Annotated in this window: 22 protein-coding genes; 8 read left to right on the top strand and 14 right to left on the bottom strand. The window is 53.8% G+C overall.

Annotated features, from left to right (window positions below; genetic code table 11):
* Positions 1-4 precede the first annotated feature (4 nt).
* From HVY19_RS13075 to HVY19_RS13110, 8 genes are all read right to left on the bottom strand, one after another.
* Positions 5-766 carry an SDR family oxidoreductase gene (locus HVY19_RS13075; protein WP_181681009.1) on the bottom strand — a complete coding sequence of 254 codons (762 nt, stop codon included), beginning with the start codon at positions 764-766 and terminating at the stop codon, positions 5-7.
* A 68-nt stretch (positions 767-834) separates the two neighbouring features.
* On the bottom strand, positions 835-2274 hold the full coding sequence (gene mdtQ / locus HVY19_RS13080) for a multidrug resistance outer membrane protein MdtQ (protein ID WP_181681010.1): 1440 nt from the start codon (positions 2272-2274) through the stop codon (positions 835-837).
* Positions 2275-2419: 145 nt separating this feature from the next.
* On the bottom strand, positions 2420-3358 hold the full coding sequence (dusC, locus tag HVY19_RS13085; RefSeq protein ID WP_181681011.1) for a tRNA dihydrouridine(16) synthase DusC: 939 nt from the start codon (positions 3356-3358) through the stop codon (positions 2420-2422).
* Between the two features lie 129 nt (positions 3359-3487).
* Positions 3488-4681: a 3-hydroxybenzoate 6-monooxygenase gene (locus tag HVY19_RS13090; protein ID WP_181681012.1), complete on the bottom strand. Its 1194-nt coding sequence runs from the start codon at positions 4679-4681 to the stop codon at positions 3488-3490.
* A gap of 14 nt (positions 4682-4695) precedes the next feature.
* Positions 4696-5340, bottom strand: a complete 645-nt coding sequence (maiA, locus tag HVY19_RS13095) for a maleylacetoacetate isomerase (RefSeq protein ID WP_181681013.1) — start codon at positions 5338-5340, stop codon at positions 4696-4698.
* Between the two features lie 8 nt (positions 5341-5348).
* Positions 5349-6050, bottom strand: coding sequence for a fumarylacetoacetate hydrolase family protein (locus tag HVY19_RS13100; RefSeq protein ID WP_181681014.1), 702 nt, complete (start codon positions 6048-6050; stop codon positions 5349-5351).
* 15 nt (positions 6051-6065) lie between these two features.
* Positions 6066-7103, bottom strand: a complete 1038-nt coding sequence (gene gtdA / locus HVY19_RS13105) for a gentisate 1,2-dioxygenase (RefSeq protein ID WP_181681015.1) — start codon at positions 7101-7103, stop codon at positions 6066-6068.
* An 11-nt stretch (positions 7104-7114) separates the two neighbouring features.
* The gene (locus tag HVY19_RS13110) at positions 7115-8473 is read right to left on the bottom strand and encodes an aromatic acid/H+ symport family MFS transporter (protein ID WP_181681016.1); all 1359 of its coding nucleotides are present in this window, start codon (positions 8471-8473) and stop codon (positions 7115-7117) included.
* A 126-nt stretch (positions 8474-8599) separates the two neighbouring features.
* Between HVY19_RS13110 and HVY19_RS13115 the strand changes: the two genes are divergently transcribed.
* From HVY19_RS13115 to HVY19_RS13140, 6 genes are all read left to right on the top strand, one after another.
* Entirely contained in the window at positions 8600-9508 is a 909-nt protein-coding gene (locus tag HVY19_RS13115; protein ID WP_181681017.1) for a LysR substrate-binding domain-containing protein, read from the top strand.
* A gap of 152 nt (positions 9509-9660) precedes the next feature.
* Positions 9661-10059 carry a CidA/LrgA family protein gene (locus HVY19_RS13120; protein ID WP_181681018.1) on the top strand — a complete coding sequence of 133 codons (399 nt, stop codon included), beginning with the start codon at positions 9661-9663 and terminating at the stop codon, positions 10057-10059.
* A complete protein-coding gene (locus HVY19_RS13125; RefSeq protein ID WP_181681019.1) occupies positions 10056-10751 on the top strand; it encodes a CidB/LrgB family autolysis modulator in 696 nt (231 codons plus the stop codon). The genes HVY19_RS13120 and HVY19_RS13125 overlap by 4 nt, the downstream gene beginning before the upstream one ends.
* Positions 10752-10880: 129 nt before the next feature.
* A complete protein-coding gene (gene cdd / locus HVY19_RS13130; RefSeq protein ID WP_181681020.1) occupies positions 10881-11765 on the top strand; it encodes a cytidine deaminase in 885 nt (294 codons plus the stop codon).
* 239 nt (positions 11766-12004) lie between these two features.
* A complete protein-coding gene (sanA, locus tag HVY19_RS13135; protein ID WP_181681021.1) occupies positions 12005-12715 on the top strand; it encodes an outer membrane permeability protein SanA in 711 nt (236 codons plus the stop codon).
* Between the two features lie 12 nt (positions 12716-12727).
* Positions 12728-12967, top strand: a complete 240-nt coding sequence (locus HVY19_RS13140) for a DUF2542 family protein (RefSeq protein ID WP_181681022.1) — start codon at positions 12728-12730, stop codon at positions 12965-12967.
* Positions 12968-13014: 47 nt separating this feature from the next.
* Here HVY19_RS13140 and mglC read toward each other — a convergent pair whose 3' ends face one another.
* The 6 genes from mglC to folE all read right to left on the bottom strand — a co-directional run bounded on the left by mglC (position 13015) and on the right by folE (position 19930).
* Positions 13015-14025 carry a galactose/methyl galactoside ABC transporter permease MglC gene (mglC, locus tag HVY19_RS13145; protein ID WP_181681023.1) on the bottom strand — a complete coding sequence of 337 codons (1011 nt, stop codon included), beginning with the start codon at positions 14023-14025 and terminating at the stop codon, positions 13015-13017.
* A 15-nt stretch (positions 14026-14040) separates the two neighbouring features.
* Entirely contained in the window at positions 14041-15561 is a 1521-nt protein-coding gene (mglA, locus tag HVY19_RS13150) for a galactose/methyl galactoside ABC transporter ATP-binding protein MglA (RefSeq protein ID WP_181681024.1), read from the bottom strand.
* 67 nt (positions 15562-15628) lie between these two features.
* Entirely contained in the window at positions 15629-16627 is a 999-nt protein-coding gene (mglB, locus tag HVY19_RS13155; RefSeq protein ID WP_181681025.1) for a galactose/glucose ABC transporter substrate-binding protein MglB, read from the bottom strand.
* Positions 16628-16924: 297 nt separating this feature from the next.
* On the bottom strand, positions 16925-17947 hold the full coding sequence (gene galS / locus HVY19_RS13160) for an HTH-type transcriptional regulator GalS (protein WP_181681026.1): 1023 nt from the start codon (positions 17945-17947) through the stop codon (positions 16925-16927).
* 142 nt (positions 17948-18089) lie between these two features.
* Complete coding sequence (gene yeiB / locus HVY19_RS13165; protein ID WP_181681027.1) at positions 18090-19247, bottom strand: DUF418 domain-containing protein YeiB; 1158 nt, start codon at positions 19245-19247, stop codon at positions 18090-18092.
* A gap of 14 nt (positions 19248-19261) precedes the next feature.
* Entirely contained in the window at positions 19262-19930 is a 669-nt protein-coding gene (folE, locus tag HVY19_RS13170; protein WP_181681028.1) for a GTP cyclohydrolase I FolE, read from the bottom strand.
* 308 nt (positions 19931-20238) lie between these two features.
* On the opposite strand from folE, the gene fghA reads away from it, so the two are divergent.
* Positions 20239-21075, top strand: coding sequence for an S-formylglutathione hydrolase (fghA, locus tag HVY19_RS13175; RefSeq protein WP_181681029.1), 837 nt, complete (start codon positions 20239-20241; stop codon positions 21073-21075).
* 336 nt (positions 21076-21411) lie between these two features.
* The gene (locus HVY19_RS13180; RefSeq protein ID WP_181681030.1) at positions 21412-23397 is read left to right on the top strand and encodes a ligand-gated channel protein; all 1986 of its coding nucleotides are present in this window, start codon (positions 21412-21414) and stop codon (positions 23395-23397) included.
* The last annotated feature ends 82 nt before the right edge of the window (positions 23398-23479 follow it).

Genomic DNA, 23479 nt, shown 5'->3' on the forward strand with positions numbered 1-23479 from the left:
TGCGCTATTCGGGTTTGACCTGCGGATTAGTCAGCATAAAGCCGCCGTCAATGATCAGCGACTGGCCGGTGGTGTAGCTGGCGTTTTCGGAACAAAGCCATGCAACCATACTGGCAATTTCCCGCGTAGCACCAGGACGCCTTAACGGTATTGACGGTTCCGAACCTGGCTGAACGTCACTGTCATCCATGTCATTCATCGGTGTCGCAATAGCCCCTGGGGCAACGGAATTCACCAGAATGTTATGCTGTACTAGCTCAACCGCCAGCGATTTGGTCAACCCGCCGAGCGCATGTTTCGCCGCCGTGTAGGCGCTGGCTTCCGGCAGGGGCGTATGTTCATGCACCGAAGTGATGTTAATGATTCGCCCCCCCTCCCCTTGTTTGATCATCCGGCGGGCAGCGATTTGCGAACAGAGAAACGCGCCGTCAACATCAACCGTAAAGACTTTTCGCCAGTCTTCGTAGGACGTCTCAAGAACGGGTGATTTGTGCATGGTCCCGGCGTTGTTCACCAACACATCTATCCGACCAAATCGCGCAATCAGTTGCTCAAGAGGTTTCGCCCCCTCCGGCAGCGTGCTGAGGTCCATCTGGATGGTTTCCGCCCTGACGCCGAATTGCATGGCTTCCTTTGCCGTTTCACGCGCGCCCTGCTCGTCAGAATGCCAGGTAATACCGATATCAAATCCATCCAGCGCTAGCTGGAGCGCACATTCTTTGCCGATACCCGAATCAGAAGCCGTCACTATTGCCACTTTAGCCATGATGTCCTCCGGTTGAAACAGACTGAACCCTAAGTATAGAAATTCAGCCCAAATTCCCCGGAAAAAAATCATGAACGGTGATATCCGCCGCCAAGGGCGCTGGTGAGCTGTATGGACGCATCTAGCCATTGGCCCTGTAAAATCAGGCCGTTACCTTGTTCACGCAGGGCAGGAATTTTCGCCTGACTGACCCGCGAACCGGCGATTATTCCGGCGTTAAAGCGCGCCTGCGCCAGTGTGACCACCCGCTGTGCGTCATGCTCGATCTGTTGCTGGTACTGATTTTTCTGCTCCAGCGTATCTACCTGACTGGCCGTCCGCACGACATCGTTCACCGCATCGACGACCGCTTTGTTGTAATTCGCGATCGAAAGATTGCTCTGCGCCTGGGCAATATCCAGGCCGGCATTCAACCTCCCGCTGTCAAAGATCGGTAACGTCAATCCGGCGGTCACCCCCATTTGCTGCGCGGAACTGCGGAACAGATCGCTTAAGTGCAGAGCATCCTGTTGCAGGAAAGCCATCAGGTTAATGTCCGGGTAAAACGCGGCTTTTGCGGCATCAACGCTGCTCAGGGAAGATTCGATGTACCAGTGCGCCGCTTGCAAATCCGCACGGCGCGCCAGCAGGTCATAGCCCAGTTGCGTCGGCAACTGGCTTTCTACCTTCGGTAGCGTCACCGGATGTAATTTCAGTGAGCTCGACTGTGCGTTGGTTAACGCGCTCAGGCGGGCTTCAATAACCTTCATTTTGCCGGCGACATCATTTAGCTGCTGCTGGGTTTTGCTGTCATCAATATCCGTCTCAACGCCTTCCACGGAGGAGGTGATCCCGTTTTGATAGAGCTGGCGGTCAGAATGGATAATATTTTTCTGCTCCTGCTCAATCTGCGTTAGCAGTTTGCTTAGCGACGCCTGGGTTTGCCACTCCCAGTACAGCCGTGTAACGCTGCTGGCCAGAAGCTGGCGGGTTTGTTCAAGTTCCGCTTCCCGCGCCCGAACCGCCCCGATTCTGGCTGTCACTTCCGCGCGATTTTTACCCCATAAATCGAGGTTCCACCCGGCGGTTAAGCCGAACGTGCCGTTGGTATACCAGGGACCGGTGGTCCCTGCTGCGGGGTCGGTAAGTGCAAAAGGCCCCATCAGCCCTTCAGCGGACATTTTCTGCCGCTCAACGTCGGCGGAAAAATCCAGCTGTGGTCCATCCTGCGCTTCTACCGCTTTGGCCTGCGCTTCCGCCAGTTGAATACGTTGCTGCGCCACCTGCATATCAGGCGAATGGGCTAACGCGCTGTCAATTAAGCCATTCAACTGGGGATCGTGATATTCCTGCCACCAGTGGCTGTCCGGCCAGCCGCTTTTTAACGCGGCGGGTAACGAAGTCTCCAGATGCGATACGGGAATTTGTTGAGCCAGCGTGTGCTGGGTATCGTGCATGGGGGCGCACCCCGCCAGCAAAACAACGAACGGAAAGCACGCTTTCACGGCGCAGAAAGAGTCACGATTCATGAAGAGGTTCTGAATGAAAAAAGATGTGCGGAGGTTACTCTTTGTCGTACCGCGTTTTTTAGGTACGCGTGGCAAAACATCTTTAGATATTAAAAGTCACATTCCGCAAAATATTCAGGCCGTGAATATAAAAACATCAAAGATATTAAATGGTAATGGCCTGAATCGCGCGGGCAATGTCCGGGGAATTGTTCAGTGCACGGATTGCCTGAAAGACATCCGTGGCCTCGGCGTATTCCTTGCGTAAATAGCCCAACCATTGCTTAATGCGCGCGACGTGGTAAAGGCCGGTATCGCCCTGTTTTTCCAGTCGGGTATATTTCTGCAGGAGCGCTACCACTTCCGGCCAGGGGAGGCGCGGTTCGTTATATTTCACCACCCGACTCAGGTTAGGAATGTTGAGCGCCCCGCGACCGATCATTACCGCATCGCAACCGCTGACGGCCATGCATTCCTGCGCGCTTTGCCAGTCCCAGATTTCACCGTTGGCGATCACCGGGATCGTCAGGCGCTGGCGAATTTCGCCAATCGCCTGCCAGTTGATATGCTCCGCTTTATAACCCTGCTCTTTGGTGCGCCCGTGAACCACCAGTTCGCTGGCGCCGGCCTGCTGGACGGCATCGGCAATTTCGAACTGCCTGTCGCCGCTGTCCCAGCCCAGACGAATTTTCACCGTCACCGGTAAATGTGCGGGTACCGCCTCGCGCATCGCTTTCGCACCCTGATAGATAAGCTCAGGATCTTTCAGCAAGGTCGCGCCACCGCCGCTGCCGTTGACCATTTTTGACGGACAGCCACAGTTGAGGTCCACGCCATAAGAACCCAGTTCCACCGCGCGGGCGGCGTTTTCCGCCAGCCACTGCGGATACTGACCTAAGAGCTGTACGCGCACCAGGGTGCCGGACGGCGTTCGACTGCCGTGCTGCAGTTCCGGGCAGAGTCGATGAAACACTTTTACTGGCAGGAGTTGATCCACCACGCGCACAAATTCGGTGATGCAGAGATCGTAATCATTCACTTCCGTCAGAAGTTCGCGTACCAGTGAGTCCAGTACACCTTCCATCGGCGCCAGTAAAACACGCATATTGTGACCCGCAAAAAAAAGAGGCGCTATCATAGCGCCTCTTTCAACTTAGCAAAACCTTTTGCGGGTGAGGTTCCGGAGGGCGGCGTAAACGCCTTAACCGGCCTGCAAGCCTCCGGCAACGGTCACTTAGCGCGGCTTAAGGCAGTTTTCTTCTTTCCAGCCGTACAGCCATTCCATACTGCGGTAAAACTCCGCCTGGGTTTTGCCTTTCCACAACAGGTTGCGAACCTGACGCTCCACGCCAGCGGCGTGATAAAGGCGGCCCATTTCGCGGGTTGACCAGACAATACGCGCGGTACGCGGAATGCGAACAGACTCATACAACGCAAAGGCTTTCGCCGCGTCGCCGTCGCATTGCGCCAGCGCTTTACCCAGCGTCACCGCATCCTCCAGCGCCATACAGGCACCCTGCGCCATATACTGCGCGACCGGGTGCGCGGCATCGCCGACCAGGGTGATGCGATCGGTGCCCCACTTGCCCACCGGCTCGCGATCTGCCGTTGACCAGCGACGCCACGTCGTCGGCTTATCGAGCATCTGACGCGGGCGCGGGTGGATGCCTTCGAAATACGAAAGCACTTCCTCCTTGCTGCCGTCCTTCACGCCCCACTCTTCCTGCTGACGGCTGTGGAAGGTCACAACCAGGTTGTACTGCTTGCCGCCGCGCAGCGGATAGTGGACCAGGTGGCAATGTGGACCGGCCCAGAGTACCGGCGCGTTGATGCGCAGATCCTGCGGCATATCGTCACAGTCGATCACCGCACGATACACAACGTGGCCGGTCACGCGCGGCGCGTCGCCAATCAGGCTCTGACGCACAACGGAACGCACACCGTCGCAGCCGACCAGAATATCCGCCGTCCAGCTATTACCCTGCTCATCAAACACCGTGACGTCATCTGCCGTTTCACGAATATCAACGATGGTGGTCGAGGTTCGGTACTCCACGTTCGGGTTGACCTGCACCGCTTCCCAGACCGAGGCGTGAATGTCTACGCGGTGAATTACCGCATACGGGCCGCCGAACTTGTCGCGAAATGCCTGTCCCGTCTCAATGCATACCACTTCTTCTGCGTTCACCGCGTCCATCATGGTGATGTGATCGGTAAACACCGCACGCTGGCGCGCGACGTCACCGACGCCGAGACTGTCCAGCGCAGAGAAGGCGTTGGGGCCGAGCTGAATGCCCGCGCCAATCTCGCCGATCTCATGTGCTTTTTCCAGCAGCATGACTTTGATGCCCTGGCGTGCCAGCGATAGCGCGGTAGCTGCACCGCCAATTCCGCCGCCGACGATAATTGCGCTCGTCACTTTAGCCATTGTCGTTCTCCTTCTCAGGCTGAGATTTTATCTTGTTGATTTTCCGGGGCAGCGGCGATAAACGCCGGGAGCTGTGTGCAGGCGTCGTAGACCGCTTTACAGCGCGGATACCCACTCAGATCGCACCCCATTCTGAGCGCATTCGCCCATTGCGGAATCAGGCAGCAGTCGGCAAGCGTTGGGGCATTCCCGACGCAATATGCCGCTGACTGGCTCTGACGCAGCAGTTGTTCGACTGCGCTTAACCCCTGCTGGATCCAGTGGGCATACCAGCGTTTTTTGTCCTCTTCACTGACCTTTAACTCTTCGCTCAGATAGCGCAACACCCGCAAGTTATTGACCGGATGAATGTCACAGGCGATGGCATAGACGATTTCCAGTACCCGTGAACGCTGCGGATCGCTGGCAGGCAACAGGCGCGACTGCGGAAAATGCCGGTCCAGCCAGTCGATAATCGCCAGCGACTGACCCAGCGCTTCGCCATCATCATTGATTAACGTCGGTACCAGTCCGACCGGGTTGAGCCGTCGATAGCTCAGCTCGTTTTGCTGGCCGATACGAATATTGACGCCCACGGTCTGGTAGTCGATACCCTTCAGCGCCAGCGCGATGCGCACGCGGTAAGAGGCTGAGCTATTGAAAAAACTGTACAGCTTCATAAATCACCTCAGACAATCTTCACGGCGATTGGCGTTAACCCGTCCACGCCGCCGGTGATCACATCACCTTTCACCACGGCTCCCACCCCTTCCGGCGTGCCGGTGAAAATCAGGTCGCCCGGTTGCAGTTCAAAGAATCCGGACAGATAGCTGATTGTTTCATTCACAGACCAAATCAGGTGACGAATATCGCTGCGCTGGTGATCGTCACCATTGACCTGCAACCAGATGGGCGCGCTGATGATATCCGCGATCTCACTCGCCTTATGCAGAGGCGCAATAGGCGCAGAGAGATCAAACGCTTTGCCAGTCTCCCACGGACGCCCCATCTGACGCATCTCCATCTGGCGATCGCGGCGGGTCATATCCAGTCCGGTCGCATAGCCCCAGATATACTCATTGGCGTTTTCCAGTGGGATATCGCTGCCCTTCTTGCCAATGGCGACCACCAGTTCAATTTCATAGTGGTAGTTGTCCGTTTGCGAAGGGTACGGCAACGCCAGCGTCTCTCCCGCCGCCACCGGGACCACCGCGTCAGCCGGCTTACAGAAGAAGAACGGCGGTTCGCGATCCGGATCGAAGCCCATTTCGCGGGCATGGGCGGCATAGTTACGTCCTACGCAATAAACGCGGCGCACCGGGAATTGTTCGTCGCTGCCCACAACCGGTACGGTAACGGGGGCCTGTGGTTCAAAAACATACTTAGTCATTGCGCTCTCCCAAAATTAATAGCGTGCTTCACGGAACAACCCGAGGGCTTCCTGTACCGGTCGGTCTGAAAAACTGAATAACACCGTCTCTTCTGTGGTGTTGAATGACACGCCGTGCCACGTCGGTACCACGAAGATATCTTTTGCTGAAAAATTGAAGCTCTCGTTGCCGATGGTGACCTGTCCGGCCCCTTCGACCACGTGATAAATGGTGCTGTCGGTAGTGCGCGCCACTCGCGAAGCAAACCCTTTCGGCAGCAGTTGCAGGAAGGTACCCATCGACGGCATTGGAGACCCACCCGTCACCGGGTTGACGTAGCGCATCTTGTAGCCATCCCACTCGTCGGCGTCGCCGAGGCGCATCAGGTCATGTAATGCTTCACGGCTGCGGTCGTAGCGGTAGTTGAAAATCGGTGAGGAATTCCCTTTCTGATGACGCACCGGCAGCATGTTGGCGGCGTAGCGCGGCAGGTAATCGCCCTCTTTACGCATCACCGGCTGCTGATCTTCCGGGTAATCCTCAGCAAAACCACAGCCCAGCAGGTTGACCAGCGGCAGATCCAGCCCGTCCAGCCAGACCACCGGTTCATTGCCCGGGTTGCCGTGATCGTGCCACTGCCATTGCGGGGTCAGAATGAAATCGCCTTCATGCATCTGCGTCCGCTCGCCGTCAACGGCCGTGAACGCCCCTTTCCCTTCAACGATAAAGCGCAGGGCCGACTGGTTATGGCGATGGCTCGGTGCCACTTCGCCGGGCATGATCAGCTGTAATCCCGCATACAGCGTCGAGGTGATTGACGACTGGCCGCGCAGCATTGGGTTTTCCAGCACCAGCACGCGGCGTACCGCCTCTTTCGCGCCAATCAGATTGCCGCTTTCCAGCAGCAGCGGGCGAATTTCCTGGTAGTTCCAGTACGCCGGAGCACAGTTCGCATTCGGCGTTTGCGGCACCAGGTGGTGTAACGATTCCCACAGCGGCGTCAGGTTTTGACCAGAAATATGCTGGTAGAACTGCTGACGGTTGTTTTTAACATCCTGATTGTGTTCAGACATAGGGATTCTCCTTATTCGTTCACGACGCCCGCACGAGGCAGGGTGTCAGGGACAGAGGCCGACTGGCGGACAGCAACCGTCAGCAGGGTAAGCATTACCGCGCTGATAGCCGCCGGCACGGCGATAATGAAAAACAGGGTATCGAATGAGAAATTCATCGCCATCATCACCCCGCCGGAAAGCGAGCCGACAATCGCGCCGCAGCGGCCGATAGCATTAGCCCAGCTCACGCCCGTCGCGCGGCTTTGGGTCGGATAAAGCGTGGCGGTTAAGGCGTTCAGGCCAACCTGGGATCCGCTGATACCCACGCCGGTACCGAAGATCGCCAGCGCCATCAGCCAAAGGCCGTTTTCACTCAGACCAATCATGACGATGCATACCGCCCCCAGCGCATAGCTCACGGCCAGCACCCGGAACGGGTTGTGCTTATCCATCAGCACTCCCAGCGCCAGCGCGCCCAGCGTTCCGCCGATCTGGAAGGCCGCAGTGACCCAGGAAGCCTGTTGCAGGTTAATACCGCGATGGTTCAGCAGCGTCGGCATCCAGCTTGAGAGAAGATAGATAATTAACAGACTCATAAAGAACACCACCCATAACATGAGGGTAATGGGCAACTGACGCCCGGCAAAAAGCTGGCGGATGCTGCCTTTTGCCACGGCGGCGGTTTCGTTGAGCCAGAAATGAGTGTTGTCGTGGCGCTCCCCGGTCATAGCGCTGACCGTTTTGGCAATGGTCTCCTGCGGCAACTGGCGACGAACCTGCCAGCGCGGCGACTCCGGCAGTACGGCCAGCAGCACGAAGAACAGCATCAGGGGCAGCACGCCGCCGAGCACTAAAATCCCATGCCAGCCGATAGTCGGTACCAACTGTGCGCTGACAATCCCGCCCATTGCCGAACCCAGCGTAAAGCCGCAAAACATGAGCGTCACCAGCGCGCCGCGACGGCGCGCAGGCAGATATTCGGAGGTCATGGTAATGGTATTGGGCATCGCGCCGCCCAGCCCGAGGCCGGTCAGAAAGCGCAGAATAACCAGCGTTTGCAGATCCGGCGAGAATGCCGACAGCAGGCTGAGCGCGCCGAAGAGGAATACGCAAAGCTCAATGACCCGTTTGCGACCAAAGCGGTCCGAAAGCGGCCCACAGAGCAGCGCGCCCGCCGTCAGCCCCAGCAACCCCGAACCAAATAGCGGGGCCAGATCGCCGGCGGTCAGTTGCCAGTGGGTACGAATATCCGGGGCGATAAATCCAATTGCGGCGGTATCGAATCCGTCGAGCATTACCACCAGAAAGCAGCAGATGATGACCCGCCAGTGGATCTTGCCGACGGGTGCAGCATCGATCAGCGCTTGTAGTTCACGTCGTTGAATCATTGTGAATGCCTCGGTGCAGGGAGAGAAAGAGGTTCTTTTGTTTTTGGTATGTTACGAGTTTGTAGATTGGGCGATAAAATGTACAATGGCATTTCATGCAGAGACATAACCTGGGGGTTATAGCAAATGGCAAACTGGGCGCAAAAACTCAAACTGCATCACCTGCAAATGCTGATGGCTCTAGGCGAACAGGGAAATCTGACGCACGTCGCCCGGATGATGAATATCACCCAGCCCGCGCTGTCAAAATGGCTATCACAGCTTGAAGATGAGATTGGGATCACGCTTTTCGAGCGTCACAGTAAAGGCCTGCGCCCGTCAGAAGGGGGGAAATTACTGCTGCAACATGCCCAGCGTTTAATTAACGATCTGGAACGCTCACAGTATGAAATGGCACGCTTTAAGGAAGGCGGGCTGGTGGGCAGCCTGAAAATCGGCTGTTCGCCGGTAGCGACCGACTGCGTATCACAGGCGATTCTCGGCCTGCTGGAAGAAATGCCAACGCTGCATCTGAACATAGAAGAAAAAGTGATGACCCCGCTGCTGCACGACCTGCTTGCCGGTTCGGTCGATGTGGTCGTTGGCCGCGTTGGCGGGCGCGCGTTACAGCTGCCCCTCAATTATCAGGTGCTTTACACCGAACCCGTCTGCTTTGTCGCCCGTCCAAACCATCCGCTGGCGAAGCACGCGACGCTGAGCTGGAGCGAACTCGCCAACTGGCGCTGGATAGTCTGGCCAACGGGCACGCCTATCCGCATTAGTATCGATAATGCTCTGGTCGATAATGGCGTTATGCTGCCGGAAAACACTATTGAATCGGCGTCGATGAACGTCAGCACCAACCTGCTGCAAAGCAGCGATATGATCTCTATTCTTTCTTTACGTCTGGCGCAACGCTATGCCAGCCAGGGTCAGTTGGTGATCCTCAATCTGCCGAAGATCGAACAAAAAGGCAGCGTCGGGGTGTTCTGGAGGAAAAATGAAACGCCTTCCGCTGCGCTGAGCCGCTTTCTGCATTTTCTGGCACAGGTTTAACGCAATTCACGGAGTTACCTGACGTTACCGCTGTCTATCATTGCCATGCGCAGAATTCATGATGTGATCGATAGCACAGTTTCAGGTTTAATTGTATGATGATTGAAAGCCTGTCCTACCAGGCGTCGTTGTTGACGTCAAGGAATTACACCATGAGTAAGTCATTGAATATCATCTGGCAATATTTGCGCGCGTTTGCGCTGATTTATGCCTGCCTGTATGCAGGCATTTTTATCGCGTCACTGCTGCCCGTCGCCATTTCCGGCAGTATTATTGGCATGCTTATCCTGTTTGTTCTGCTGGCCTTGCAGATTATCCCCGCCAAATGGGTTAATCCCGGTTGCTACGTACTGATCCGCTATATGGCGCTGCTGTTTGTGCCAATTGGCGTCGGCGTGATGCAGTACTTTGATCTGCTACGCGCGCAGTTCGGCCCGGTGGTTGTCTCCTGCGCCATTAGCACGCTGGTGGTCTTTCTGGTGGTGAGCTGGAGTTCGCACCTGGTCCACGGCGAGCGCAAAGTCGTGGGTCAGAAAGGAGCAGATAAATGATGGCATCAATCTGGTGGTCATTACCCCTGACCTTAGCCGTCTTTTTTGGCGCACGTAAACTGGCAGTACGCTTCAAGTTTCCCTTACTTAACCCGCTACTGGTGGCGATGGTGGTCATCATCCCTTTCCTTCTCATCACGGGTATTCCTTACCAGAGCTATTTTAAAGGCAGCGAGGTGCTTAACGATCTGCTGCAACCTGCGGTTGTTGCGCTGGCCTACCCTTTGTATGAACAGTTGCACCAGATCCGCGCCCGTTGGAAATCCATCATCACCATCTGTTTCGTGGGCAGCATTGTGGCAATGGTCACCGGTACTGGCGTCGCGTTGCTGATGGGCGCAACGCCTGAGATTGCCGCGTCGGTATTGCCGAAGTCCGTCACCACGCCAATAGCCATGGCGGTAGGCGGCAGCATCGGTGGTATTCCAGCGGTGAGCGCGGTTTGCGTGATTTTCGTCGGTATTCTCGGTGCCGTCTTTGGCCATACGTTGCTCAACGCAATGCGTATTCGCACCAAGGCCGCGCGCGGTCTGGCGATGGGTACCGCTTCCCACGCCCTGGGTACCGCGCGTTGCGCCGAGCTTGATTATCAGGAAGGCGCGTTCAGCTCGCTGGCGCTGGTGATCTGCGGAATTATAACCTCGCTGATTGCCCCGTTTTTATTTCCGATAATTCTCGCTGTTTTTGGCTAAAATTTGCGATGGTTCGCGCAATTTTGATTTTTGTTTCATAAGTTGCAATCACAATGAGATGTTGATCACGTATAAAGACGAAACAGGCTCGTACACTACGATCCCATTACATTGTTATGAGGCAACGCCATGCACCCACGTTTTCACACTGCGTTCAGCCAACTGGCGGAAAATTTGCAATCAGCACTGGCCCCCATTCTCGCGGAAGAACATTTCCCCGCGTCGCTGACCGCTGAGCAGGTGTCGACGCTGAAAAGCGCGACAGGACTGGATGAGGACGCGCTGGCCTTCGCTTTGCTTCCGCTGGCTGCGGCCTGTGCGCGAACTCCGCTATCGAATTTTAACGTAGGCGCAATTGCGCGCGGCGTTAGCGGCGTCTGGTATTTCGGCGGCAATATGGAGTTCCTGGGCGCCACCATGCAGCAAACCGTTCACGCCGAACAAAGCGCCATTAGCCACGCGTGGATGCGTGGTGAAAAAGGACTCGCGGCAATTACGGTTAACTACACGCCTTGTGGCCACTGCCGTCAGTTTATGAACGAATTAAACAGCGGTCTGGCGCTGCGCATCCATCTGCCGGGTCGTGAACCGCACACCCTGCGTGACTATTTGCCAGACGCTTTCGGGCCAAAAGATCTGGAGATCAAAACCCTGCTGATGGACGAGCAAAACCATGGCTTTGCCCTGCAAGGCGATGCGTTAACCCAGGCTGCCATTGCCGCCGCCAACCGTTGCCATATGCCTTACAGTAAATCGCCCAGTGGCGTCGCGCTGGAGTGTAACGATGGCCGTATCTTTACGGGCAGTTATGCGGAAAATGCCGCGTTTAACCCGACGTTGCCGCCGCTGCAAGGCGCGCTGAACCTGCTCAGCCTGAACGGCTATGACTATCCGGATATTAAGCGGGCCATTCTGGCGGAAAAAGCCGACGCGCCGTTGATTCAGTGGGACGCCACCGCCGCGACGTTGAAAGCGTTAGGTTGCAGTAATATTGATCGCGTGCTGTTGGGATAATCTTGTGTTCCAGTAATGCCGGATGGCGGCGCTCACGCGCCTTATCCGGCCTACAAACTGCGCCGTGCCCGTAGGCCTGATAAGCACAGCGCCATCAGGCAATGCTGACGCACCGTATCCGGCCTACATGCCTTGATCCAAATTGCTGAAAATACCCCCAATCAGGCTGCTGTTTCTTGCGCTACGCCTTCGTGTACAGTAGCCTGAATGCACTTTCATCCTCTGACTGAGTTTCCTTCATGTTAAAGCGCGTTTTCTACAGCCTGTTAGTCCTGATCGGCTTGCTGCTGTTGACTGCGCTTGGCCTCGATCGCTGGATGAGCTGGAAAACTGCGCCTTATATTTATGATGAATTGCAGGACCTGCCCTACCGCCAGGTGGGGGTTGTGCTTGGCACCGCCAAATATTACCGTACCGGGGTCATCAATCAGTATTACCGTTACCGAATTCAGGGTGCGCTGAACGCCTATAACAGCGGCAAAGTGAACTATTTGCTGCTCAGCGGTGACAACGCTCTGCAAAGCTACAACGAGCCGATGACGATGCGAAAAGATCTGATTGCTGCTGGCGTCGATCCTGCCGATATCGTACTGGACTACGCCGGTTTCCGCACCCTCGACTCCATAGTACGTACCCGTAAAGTCTTCGATACCAATGATTTCATTATCATTACCCAGCGTTTTCACTGCGAACGAGCCTTGTTTATCGCTTTGCATATGGGGATTCAGGCGCAGTGTTATGCTGTGCCGTCACCGAAAGATATGCTGACGGTACGCGTTCGTGAATTTGGCGCGCGTTTTGGCGCCCTGGCGGACCTCTATCTGTTTAAGCGTGAGCCGCGTTTCTTAGGGCCGCTCGTCCCGATTCCAGCACCGCATCAGGTACCCGATAATGCGCAGGGATATCCCGCGGTGACACCAGAACAATTGCTTGAACAGCAAAAAAAATAAAAGGAAACAAGCATGGAAGGGAAAGCGATATTTATCGTCATTGGCGTACTGATGATTGTGGCGTGGACATTCAGAGAAGGCATTAAGGGTCTGCGCTCAGGTACCGTTGAGAAAACGGAAAAGGGCAAGGAAGAACCCCTGATCATCCAGCGCACCACACAACCCGGCGTCTTCTGGACCTGGATCACCGTCTATTTCGGCATCGCGCTGGGGGCGTTGCTCACCGGCATCTGGCTCTTGTTTATCAAATAAAAAAACCGGCGCAGAGCACTCTGCGCCGGTTTCTCCATTACGAAGAATTACTTCTTACGCGCGTACTTCAGGGAGTCCAGCGCAACGGCGAAGATAATAATTCCGCCCTTAATAATGTACTGCCAGTATGGGTTAACGCCGATGTAGGTCAGGCCGTAGTTGATGACGGTAAAGATAATCACACCGGTCACTACGCCAAGTACAGTGCCTACCCCGCCGCTGAACGATACGCCACCCACGACGCACGCGGCAATCGCATCCAGTTCATACATAAAGCCGAGGTTGTTTGTCGCTGAGCCGATACGTCCCGCTTCCAGCAAGCCGCCGAAGGCATAGAACACACCAGAGAGCGCGTAGATCATCAGCAGGTTCAGGGCTACGTTAACGCCAGACACTTTTGCTGCTTCCGGGTTACCGCCGATAGCAAAAATATTTTTACCGAAGCGCGTTTTGTTCCACAGCACCCAGACAAACGCAACGGCGATCAGCGCATAGAACGTAATGTATGACAGCCTGAAACTTCCCATGGCTATAAAGCCCTGGGCAAAGGTCGAGAAGCCGCTGTCAAAGCCCGAAATCGGCGATGCGCCCACGAAGTCGTAATACAGGGAGTTGATACCGTAAACGATAATCATCGTACCCAGCGTGGTGATAAACGGCGTCACGTTCAGATACGCGATGATAATACCGTTAACCAGACCGATCACTGCGCCGATGGCACAGACAATCAGGATCACCAGCGCAATAGGCATAGTGGCCATTTCCGGGAACACTTTGTTAGCGTTCTCCATTGACTGTAGCAGCGTTGCCGCAACCACTGCCGCCAGCCCGACCTGACGACCTGCTGACAGGTCCGTCCCCTGGGTGACAATAAGACCGGCAACGCCCAGCGCGATGATGATACGCACAGAGGATTGGGTCAGAATGTTACTTAAGTTAAGCAGACTTAAGAAAGTGGGATCCTGGAAAATAATAATCGCCAGCAAGACTAAAAGAACGACGTAAATACCGCCTTCTTTCAGATAAGTAAGAAAACTTTTCTTATTTAACGCACTCATGAGGAGCCCCTGATCTTAAAGGTGCAAAGACGCAAGACGCAGAATTTCGTTTTGCGTAGTCGTTTTAGTATCAACAATTCCAGAAACGAGTCCGTTACTCATCACCAGAATACGATCTGTTATCCCTAACAATTCCGGCATTTCAGAGGAGATAATAATAATCCCCTTACCTTTTTTCGCCAGTTCCGCGATTAACTGATAAATTTCAAATTTTGCCCCGACATCGATCCCACGGGTCGGTTCGTCGAGCATCAGTATTTCTGGTTGCGTCAGTAGCCAGCGACCAATAATCACTTTTTGCTGATTGCCGCCGGAAAGCGAACCAATTTGTGTACGATGGCCTGGCGTTTTAACCCGCATAGAGTCAATTACCCATTGGGTATCACTTTTCATTCGGGAATTATCTAACAGACCGACTTTATTTTTGTAATTATGGATATTTGAAATGAGAGAGTTGAAACCAATGTCCAGATAAGCATAAATACCGGTGGAACGACGCTCTTCTGTGACCAGCGCGAAACCATGATTAATGGCTTCATTCGCATTATGGTTATTAATCTTTTTGCCGTGCAGTGTAATAGTGCCCGATGATTTCTCACGGATACCAAAAAGTGTTTCAACGATATCAGTGCGCTTAGCGCCGACCAGTCCCGCAACGCCGAGAATCTCTCCTTTATGCAGATCAAAAGAGACGTCCCGAATAGAAGGCTGGCGCAGCGATGTCAGGTTGCGCACTTCAAGAATAACTTCCCCTGGTTTGTTGGCTTTGTCCGGGAAACGCTGGTTCAATGAACGTCCCACCATCATGGCGATGATCTGGTCCATATCCAGCCCTTCCAGCGGTTGCGTGGCAATCCACTGTCCGTCACGCAGTACGGTGATTTCATCACACAACTGGAAAATTTCTTCCATTTTGTGGGAGATATAAACAATACCGCAGCCACGATCTTTAAGCTTACGAATAATCGTGAAAAGATGATTAACCTCTTTCTCCGTTAAAGAAGACGTCGGTTCATCCATAATGACAATTTTGGCATTATAAGAAAAGGCTTTGGCAATTTCGATCATTTGCATTTGCGAAACGGACAGCGTCCCGACGCGCGCACGCGGATCGATATCAATATCCAGCTCGTCAAAAATTGCTTTGGTATCACGGTACATTTTATCCTGATCGACAAACATGCCTTTGGTGGGATAACGCCCCAGCCACATGTTGTCCATAACAGAACGTTGTAAAACCAGGTTGAGTTCCTGGTGGACCATGGAAATACCGTTTTCCAGCGCTTCTTTGGCTGAATGAAAATCGATTTCTTTACCCTGGAATAATATGCTGCCAGAATCTTTTTGATAGATCCCAAAAAGACATTTTAATAGTGTTGATTTCCCAGCGCCGTTCTCTCCCATTAATGCATGAATTGAATGTGGGCGGACTTTTAAATTAACATTATCAAGTGCCTTAACGCCTGGAAAAGACTTGTTGATGCCGCTCATTTCCAACAAGAATTCGCCTGACGACTGAGTATTTGTGCTGACCATAATTATACCTTGTTGGCCTCGCAGAGCGCGTTAAAAAGGGGCGCGATAGTGATCGCGCCCTATAAACTTACTTCTTGGTGAACTCGGCCAGGTTTTCCTGATCAACGCCTACGTAAGGAACGCGGACGATTTTGTTTTCGATTTTCCAGTCAGTGCCATCAGCCGCGCCTTTGCCGTCAGCGAGGTTTTTCGCCAGGTCAAAGGTCGCTTTCGCCTGGTTGTTCGCATCATTCAGTACGGTACCAGCCAGTGCGCCAGATTTCACCATAGCCATGGCTTCTGGCAGCGCATCGACGCCAAATACCGGGATGCTGGTTTTGTTGTGCGCTTTCAGCGCTTCAACAGCACCCATTGCCATCGCATCGTTGTTCGCAATAACGACTTCAATTTTGTTGGCATTCGGGCCAGAGAGCCAGGCGTCCATTTTGTCTTTCGCCATTGCGGTATCCCACATAGCGGTATCGAGCTGCAGCCGCTCAGTTTTAATCCCTTTATCGTTCAGCTCTTTGATCACATACGTAGTACGCGCTTCAGCATCCGGGTGACCCGGCTCGCCTTTCAGCAGAACGAACTGGATCTGACCGTCTTTGTTCAGATCCCAGCCCTGGTTCGCCGCCCAGTGCTTAGCAATCAGGTCGCCCTGGATAATACCGGATTCTTTAGAGTCAGTACCGACGTAGAACGCCTTGTCATAGCTGTCCAGCGCTTTACGTGAAGGTTCTTTGTTGAAGAAGACGATTGGCACGTTCTGGCCACGCGCTTTCTCAATTACGGTGCCTGCTGCAGCCGGGTCAACCAGGTTGATGGCCAGCGCTTTTACGCCTTTCGCCAGCAGAACGTCGATCTGGTCGTTTTGTTTGGATTGGTCGTTCTGGGAGTCGTTCATCAGCAGCTGTACATCTGGTGCCGCTTTTGCGTCCGCTTCGATAGCCTTACGTACCACAGACATAAAGTTATCGTCATATTTATAGATAGTCACACCGATGCGAGTATCAGCAGCGTGCGCAGCCGCGCCGAATAACATGCTTGCCATCACAGCAGAAAGGGTTAACACCTTCTTATTCATGGTAACTCCGGTTTTATTATGCAGGGTAGTGCTTAAGATAAATGCCCGGCGAAAGGAAACGTTAAATTTATGTTAACTGAACGCCGAAGCTCATTTTAAAAAAATCTTTCTTCCTTGCCCGGTAACGCTCCAGAAATAGGTTTTAATTTTGCTTAAGGCGCTTTCACCTCGGTAAAAGTGATTAATCACAGTTACATCGGAGTTACAGTGCTACAAGCGGTGCCATCATAGCGTTGGCAATGTTAAGATACTGTGAATTTACTCACATATTGAAAGCGGTTACATCCAGCAAATTAATCATATAGTGATCGCTGCCGCATTCTGTCTGTGAGCCACCGAATGACGTCGCACTAGCGTCGGCATAAAGCAGTGATTGGCCGCCAAATCCAGCTTGCCTGCGGCACCCAGCAAAGCGAGCTCCGTGGCTAATTTTGCCATTGAAGCAATGGGATAGCGCACAGTCGTGAGCTGCGGATCGGTGTAGCGGGCAATAGGGATATCATCGAAACCAATGATAGAAAGCTGCTGCGGGATCGAAATACCGTTATCTTTGAGCGCGGTGAGCGCGCCCGCCGCCATATTGTCGTTGTATGCAAATACCGCCGTGAGTTGCAAATTGCGCCCCAGCAGTTCCACCATGGCGGATTCTCCCCCCTGCATATCAGGTGTGCCTGTGCCAATCCAGCTGTCGGGTGCCACAATCCCCTGCGCATTGAGCGCACTCGACCACCCTTCTCTGCGCATGTCGTCATCTTCAATGTGATGACTGGAAGCCAGATAACCAATGCGCTGGTGACCGTGGTTGAGCAGCATACGGGTGGCCATTTTGGCACCGCTGATGTTGTCCAGACAGACACAGCGGTGGGCGTAGCCAGGGACAATGCGATTAATCAGCACCATGCCGGGGATCTGATCCATAAACTCCCCAAGCTCACGGTCACTTAACGCTTTTGAGTGAACAATCAACGCATTACATCGCTGGCGGATCAGAACTTCTATCGCGTGCCGCTCTTTTTCCGCTTCATGATAGCTGTTGCCAATCAGCACATATTTTTGATGCTGCTGGGCCACCATATCGACGGCTTTTACCAGAGCGCCAAAGAAGGCATCCGACACATCCATCACCACCACGCCGATGGTTTCGCTCATCTGAGTCGCCAGCGCCTGGGCATTTGCATTTGGACGGTAACCCAACAGCGCGACGGCTTTGGTGACCGCCTCGCGCGTATCGGCGCTGACCAGCGCACTGTTGTTTAATACGCGGGAAACCGTCGCCACGGAAACGCCTGCCTGACGCGCCACATCACGAATGGTGATCATATTTACTACCCTGTTTGAAATTGCAGAGGCTTACTGCATCGCTGGCGGCTATTTTGTCAGCGGCAAAGAAAGGACTACGTGAGTGCGGTCACAGGGATGAAAACGCTTACATTCATTTTGTTAATGATTGTGATCCAGATCGTTATCCGGATGTATGGGGGGTAGAGACTTTTGAAGCGCGCAGGGTGAAATAGCGCCACAGCCATTCCACCGGGCCTTGCGGCATGAAACGGAGCCAGATAACCGAAAACAACAGGTTCGCTATCCACACGGGGAACACAAACAGCAGCAGCGTCAACCGGTCGAATTGCATAAATAAACCAAACTGATAGAACAGCGTCGTACAGAGCAGCGTTTGTAATAAATAGTTGGAGAGCGCCATCCGGCCCACGCAGGCGATCGCCATAACGATTTTGTGACGACTCAGTTGCGGCCAGTAACCGTAAATCAGTGCCGTATAGCCTAGCGTCTGGAATGGCGCACTCAGCTCGCGCGGCGCCTGCAACAGAAATGCGCACCAGCGGTAACTCCAGCCAAGCTGCCACTGCGCCACAACCGCTGGCAGATTAATGAGCAGACCGATGCATACCAGTAAAAAGCCGGTCCGTCGATAATGTGTCAGGCTAAATTGCCCTTTCAGCCAGCCGCTGCGCATCAGCGCCGCGCCCAGCAGCATCATTCCCGCTAGCTGCCAGCCGTACTGCGCGCCCAGCGCCAGCAGACTGTTCGATAGCGAATCAGCCCGATTACTCATGGCTTCTACACCGCCGTTAAGCTTCCAGTATTTTTCATACAGCAATGCAGAAGCATCCGGCGTCCAGGCGCGATTCGTTGAACTGTCGGAAATCACTCCGAGCAGCAGCAAAACGCCGATCCCAGCCAGATAAAGCAGAATGCCGGTATTAAGCAGACTTTTTACCGATGGCGCATCGCGTACCAGTCGCCAACTGATAAGTCCGATCAAGCCATAGGCCAGCAGGATATCGCCATCCCAGAACAGCAAGGCGTGAATAAAACCGAGCAGGACCAGTAGCGTAAGTCGGGACTGGATCCATCGCCTTCCGCGCGGCAAGAGCATTTGCAAGCCAGCGCCGAACAGGATAGCAAAAAGGGTGAGGAATTTGGCCTGAGCAAAAACATCCAGAATCGCCCATATCCAGGCGTCTTGCGGCGTAATAGCACCGTACCAGGCGGGGTTGAGATAAGCCGCCTTTGGTAAACCAAAGGCGTTAATATTCAAAAGCAGGATGCCCAGGATGGCAACGCCACGAACGAAATCCAGCGTGAGATTACGCTCCATGGCCCCTGCCTTTCTCAGTTGTGGTGACGGACTGCGCGGAGAAATTCCTGACGCGTATTCTGGCTGGATTTAAACAATCCGCCGAGCGACGTGGTCGTGGTCGCGCTGGTTGCATCACGAATACCGCGCGCTTTCACACAGTAATGTACCGCGTCTATGGACACCGCCACATTATTGGTGCCAAGCAGGGTCTGCAACGCAGTCAGAATTTGCTGGGTTAAACGCTCTTGCACCTGTGGGCGCTGGGCAAAAAACTGCACGATACGGTTGATCTTCGACAGACCAATCACCGCATCTTTCGGGATATAGGCAACCGTAGCTTTACCATCAATAGTGACAAAATGGTGTTCGCAGGTGCTGGTCAGGGTGATATCGCGCACTGTGACCATCTCGTCGACCTTCATTTTGTTTTCAATGACGGTGATTTTGGGGAAATTGGCGTAATCGAGGCCGGAGAAAATCTCGTCAACATACATCTTTGCGATGCGATGCGGCGTTTCCATCAGACTGTCATCGCTTAAATCCAGATTCAGCAGTTGCATAATCTCGGTCATATGACCGGAGATAAGACGCTTGCGCGTTTCGTTATCCAGTTCATTCACTGGCGGGCGTAATGGTGTTTCAAGACCACGCGCAACCAGTGCTTCATGAACCAGGGCTGCTTCTTTACTGAGTGATGACATGTATTCTTCTCCGGCAGGTGTCGCGCCTCTGCCCTGCGTGGGGCAAAGTTTGTAGGCTGGTAAACAGCCTGATTATTGTGCGTGAGGCAGCGCACATAATCCAGTATTCACAGCGATAATTATTGTAATTGCCGGCACCTTTCAATCGGCAACGCGATCGGGCAATGCAGCGTGTTACAAATTCGTTGTGCAGATGATGAAGCAAGATGACTAAATGCGGAAGTGAAAGTTACTCACGGTGCGATGAATTATCTGTATTATGAGGATATTGCGAACATAAAGAGACTCAACACGATAAGGAGCCCCGCATGGAAATGCTTGAAGAGCACCGCTGTTTTGAAGGCTGGCAGCAACGCTGGCGTCACGACTCGCGCGCGCTGAACTGTGCGATGACGTTCAGCATTTTTCTTCCCCCGCCGCGTAGCGCAACGCCACCGCCGGTCCTGTACTGGCTGTCTGGCCTTACCTGTAATGATGAAAACTTCACAACGAAGGCCGGCGCGCAGCGAATCGCGGCGGAACTGGGCATCGTACTGGTCATGCCCGACACCAGCCCGCGCGGTGAGCAGGTCGCCAATGACGACGGCTATGATTTAGGCCAGGGCGCGGGTTTCTATCTTAACGCCACGCAGCCGCCCTGGGCGGCGCATTATCGTATGTATGATTATTTACGCGATGAATTACCGGCGTTGATCCAGGAAAAGTTTAACGTCAGCGAACGTTGTGCGATTAGCGGGCATTCCATGGGCGGGCACGGCGCTCTTATCATGGCATTAAAAAATCCGGGCAGATACTCCAGCGTATCGGCCTTTGCGCCCATCGTTAACCCGTGTCGTGTGCCCTGGGGTGACAAAGCGTTTACCGCTTACCTTGGCGAGGATAAATCCACCTGGGCGGAGTGGGACAGCTGCGCGCTGATGTATGCCAGCAAGCCAGCAGATGCCATCCCTACCCTTATCGATCAAGGTGACAACGATCAGTTCCTGGCCGATCAACTCCAGCCTGCCGTTCTGGCAGAAGCCGCACGCCAGACCGCATGGCCAATGACATTGCGCATCCAGCCCGGTTACGATCACAGCTATTACTTTATCGCCTCATTTATTGAGGATCATTTGCGGTTTCATGCAGAGCATTTGCTGAAGTAATACTGCATTAATTGCTCGTCAATGCCTGATGGCGCTGCGCTTATCAGGCCTACAGACTGCGCAACCGTCGGCCGGGTAAGGCAGCTGCCTCCCGGCATCTTAATCTCCTGCCCTTCACATTTACGTTCCCGCATCCCTTTGACTTAGCACGGTTTTATATCAAAAACCAATAAACACAAATGATTTCAATTATCATTTGTGTTTACAAATATTCATTCTTTTGTACAATTCTCTGCGCTTCTTCACCACAAAGAGTTCTTAAAAGACAAACACATACAGTTGCCATGGCCTTTTCATGGCAGGCGAACTTTTTAATTGTTTAATGGAATGACAAAAATGACCATACCTCACGCTAAGGCTGTCGCCGTTGCAGTTTGCGCGGCATGCCTCCCATCGCACGTTTTTGCTGCCGATCAGGATACCGTCGTCGTCACCGCAACGGGATTTGAGCAGAAGATACAGAATGCCCCGGCTTCAATTTCGGTAATTTCCAAACAGCAGATTGAAGATAAAGCCTATCGCGACGTTACCGATGCGCTGAAAGATATTCCCGGCGTCGTGGTGACAGGCGGTGGCAGTAGCAGCGACATCAGCATTCGCGGGATGGCGTCGCAGTACACCCTTTTCCTTGTCAACGGCAAGCGCATCAGTACACGTGGTACGCGTCCGAACAGCGATAATGCCGGGATCGAACAAGGCTGGCTGCCGCCGCTGGAGTCTATCGAGCGCATTGAAGTTATCCGTGGCCCAATGTCATCGCTTTACGGCTCCGACGCTATGGGCGGCGTGATTAACGTGATCACAAAAAAGGTGTCCAATACCCAGGGCTGGAGTGGTTCACTTCATGGCGACGCCACTTTCCAGGAGAACCGCGATTCCGGCGACTTATACCAGACTAACGCCGTTGCCTCTGGCCCGCTGATTGACGGTCTGCTGGGCGCAAAAGTGACCGGGCTGTTCTCACGCCGGGCAGAAGACCAGATCGTCAATGGCTACAACGAGCAGCGGTTGCGTAACGGTGGCCTGACGCTGAACTTTACGCCAGATGAGAAAAATGATTTTGACGTTGATTTTGCGCGCGAATTACAGGATCGCGACAGTACGCCGGGGAAATCGATGGCGGAAGAAACCTGTCGTAACGGGAAATGCACGCCGAACAGTAAAAGCGAAAACCGCTACGAGCATACAACCTACTCGCTGACCCACAGCGGTTACTATGACGACTTCAATAGCACCAGCTACGTTCAGCAGGAAGAGACCAATAACCCTGGCCGCGAGATGAAGTCTTATAACACCATCTTCAATAACCAGAACCAGATCTTCCTCGGCGCACATACCCTGACGCTGGGTGGACAATATCGCTACGAGAAGCTCACCGATAACGGTAACCAGCTGGAAGCGGCTGACGGTCTGAACAAGCTGACTCGCTGGAGCTGGGCGCTGTTTGCTGAAGATGAATGGGCAATGACCGACAGCTTTACCCTGACCGGCGGTATTCGTATGGATAAAGACGAGAACTACGGCGACAACTGGACCCCGCGCGGCTACGGCGTGTGGCATCTGAGCGAACAATGGACGTTAAAAGGCGGTGTCTCTGCGGGCTACCGCGCGCCGGACCTGCGTCAGTCCTCAGCCAGTTGGGGCCAGGTGACCGGAGGCGGTCGTCTGAACGGGATCATCGTCGGTAACCCGGATCTAAAACCGGAAAAAAGCCTGAGCGAAGAGCTTGCGCTGCTGTGGGATAACGGTGATAACCTCAACGCAGGCGTGACGCTTTTCAATACCGACTTCAAAGACAAGATCACCGAAGTACGCCGTTGTAATAGCAGCGCCGATCCTGCCTGCACCATCGGCAGCACCAGCTATGATTTTGTCAGTGACCGTGTCAACGTCGATGAAGCCAATATGCGCGGCGTAGAATCCACCTTCGGCTGGAAGATCACCTCCGATCTCAACTGGACGGCGAATTACACCTACACTGAATCTGAACAAAAAAGCGGTCAGTTCTCCGGCAAGCCGTTGAACAAAATGCCGAAACATATGTTCAACACCACTCTCGACTGGCAGGCCACGGAAGATGTGGGCTTCTGGAGTCGTCTGAACTTCAGGGGCAAAACGACTGAATACCTGAGCCGCACCTCAATGTCTCAGGGAACCCCTTCTTATACTCAAGTGGATCTTGGTTTGCGTTACAACGCCTCAAAAGATCTGCTGCTGACAGCCGGAGTCTATAACGCCCTGGATAAGCAGATTGATTACGATACCTACGACACCATCCTGGATGGCCGTCGCTATACGGTGGGTATGACGTACAGCTTCTGAGTTCAGCCCAGCAAAAAGCCCCGACAAGTCGGGGCTTTTTCGTTTTTACTTTCCGGATGGCGGCATAAATGCCTTATCCGGT

Origin of the sequence: Citrobacter sp. RHB25-C09 (genome assembly GCF_013836145.1) — a bacterium.
GTDB lineage: Bacteria > Pseudomonadota > Gammaproteobacteria > Enterobacterales > Enterobacteriaceae > Citrobacter_A.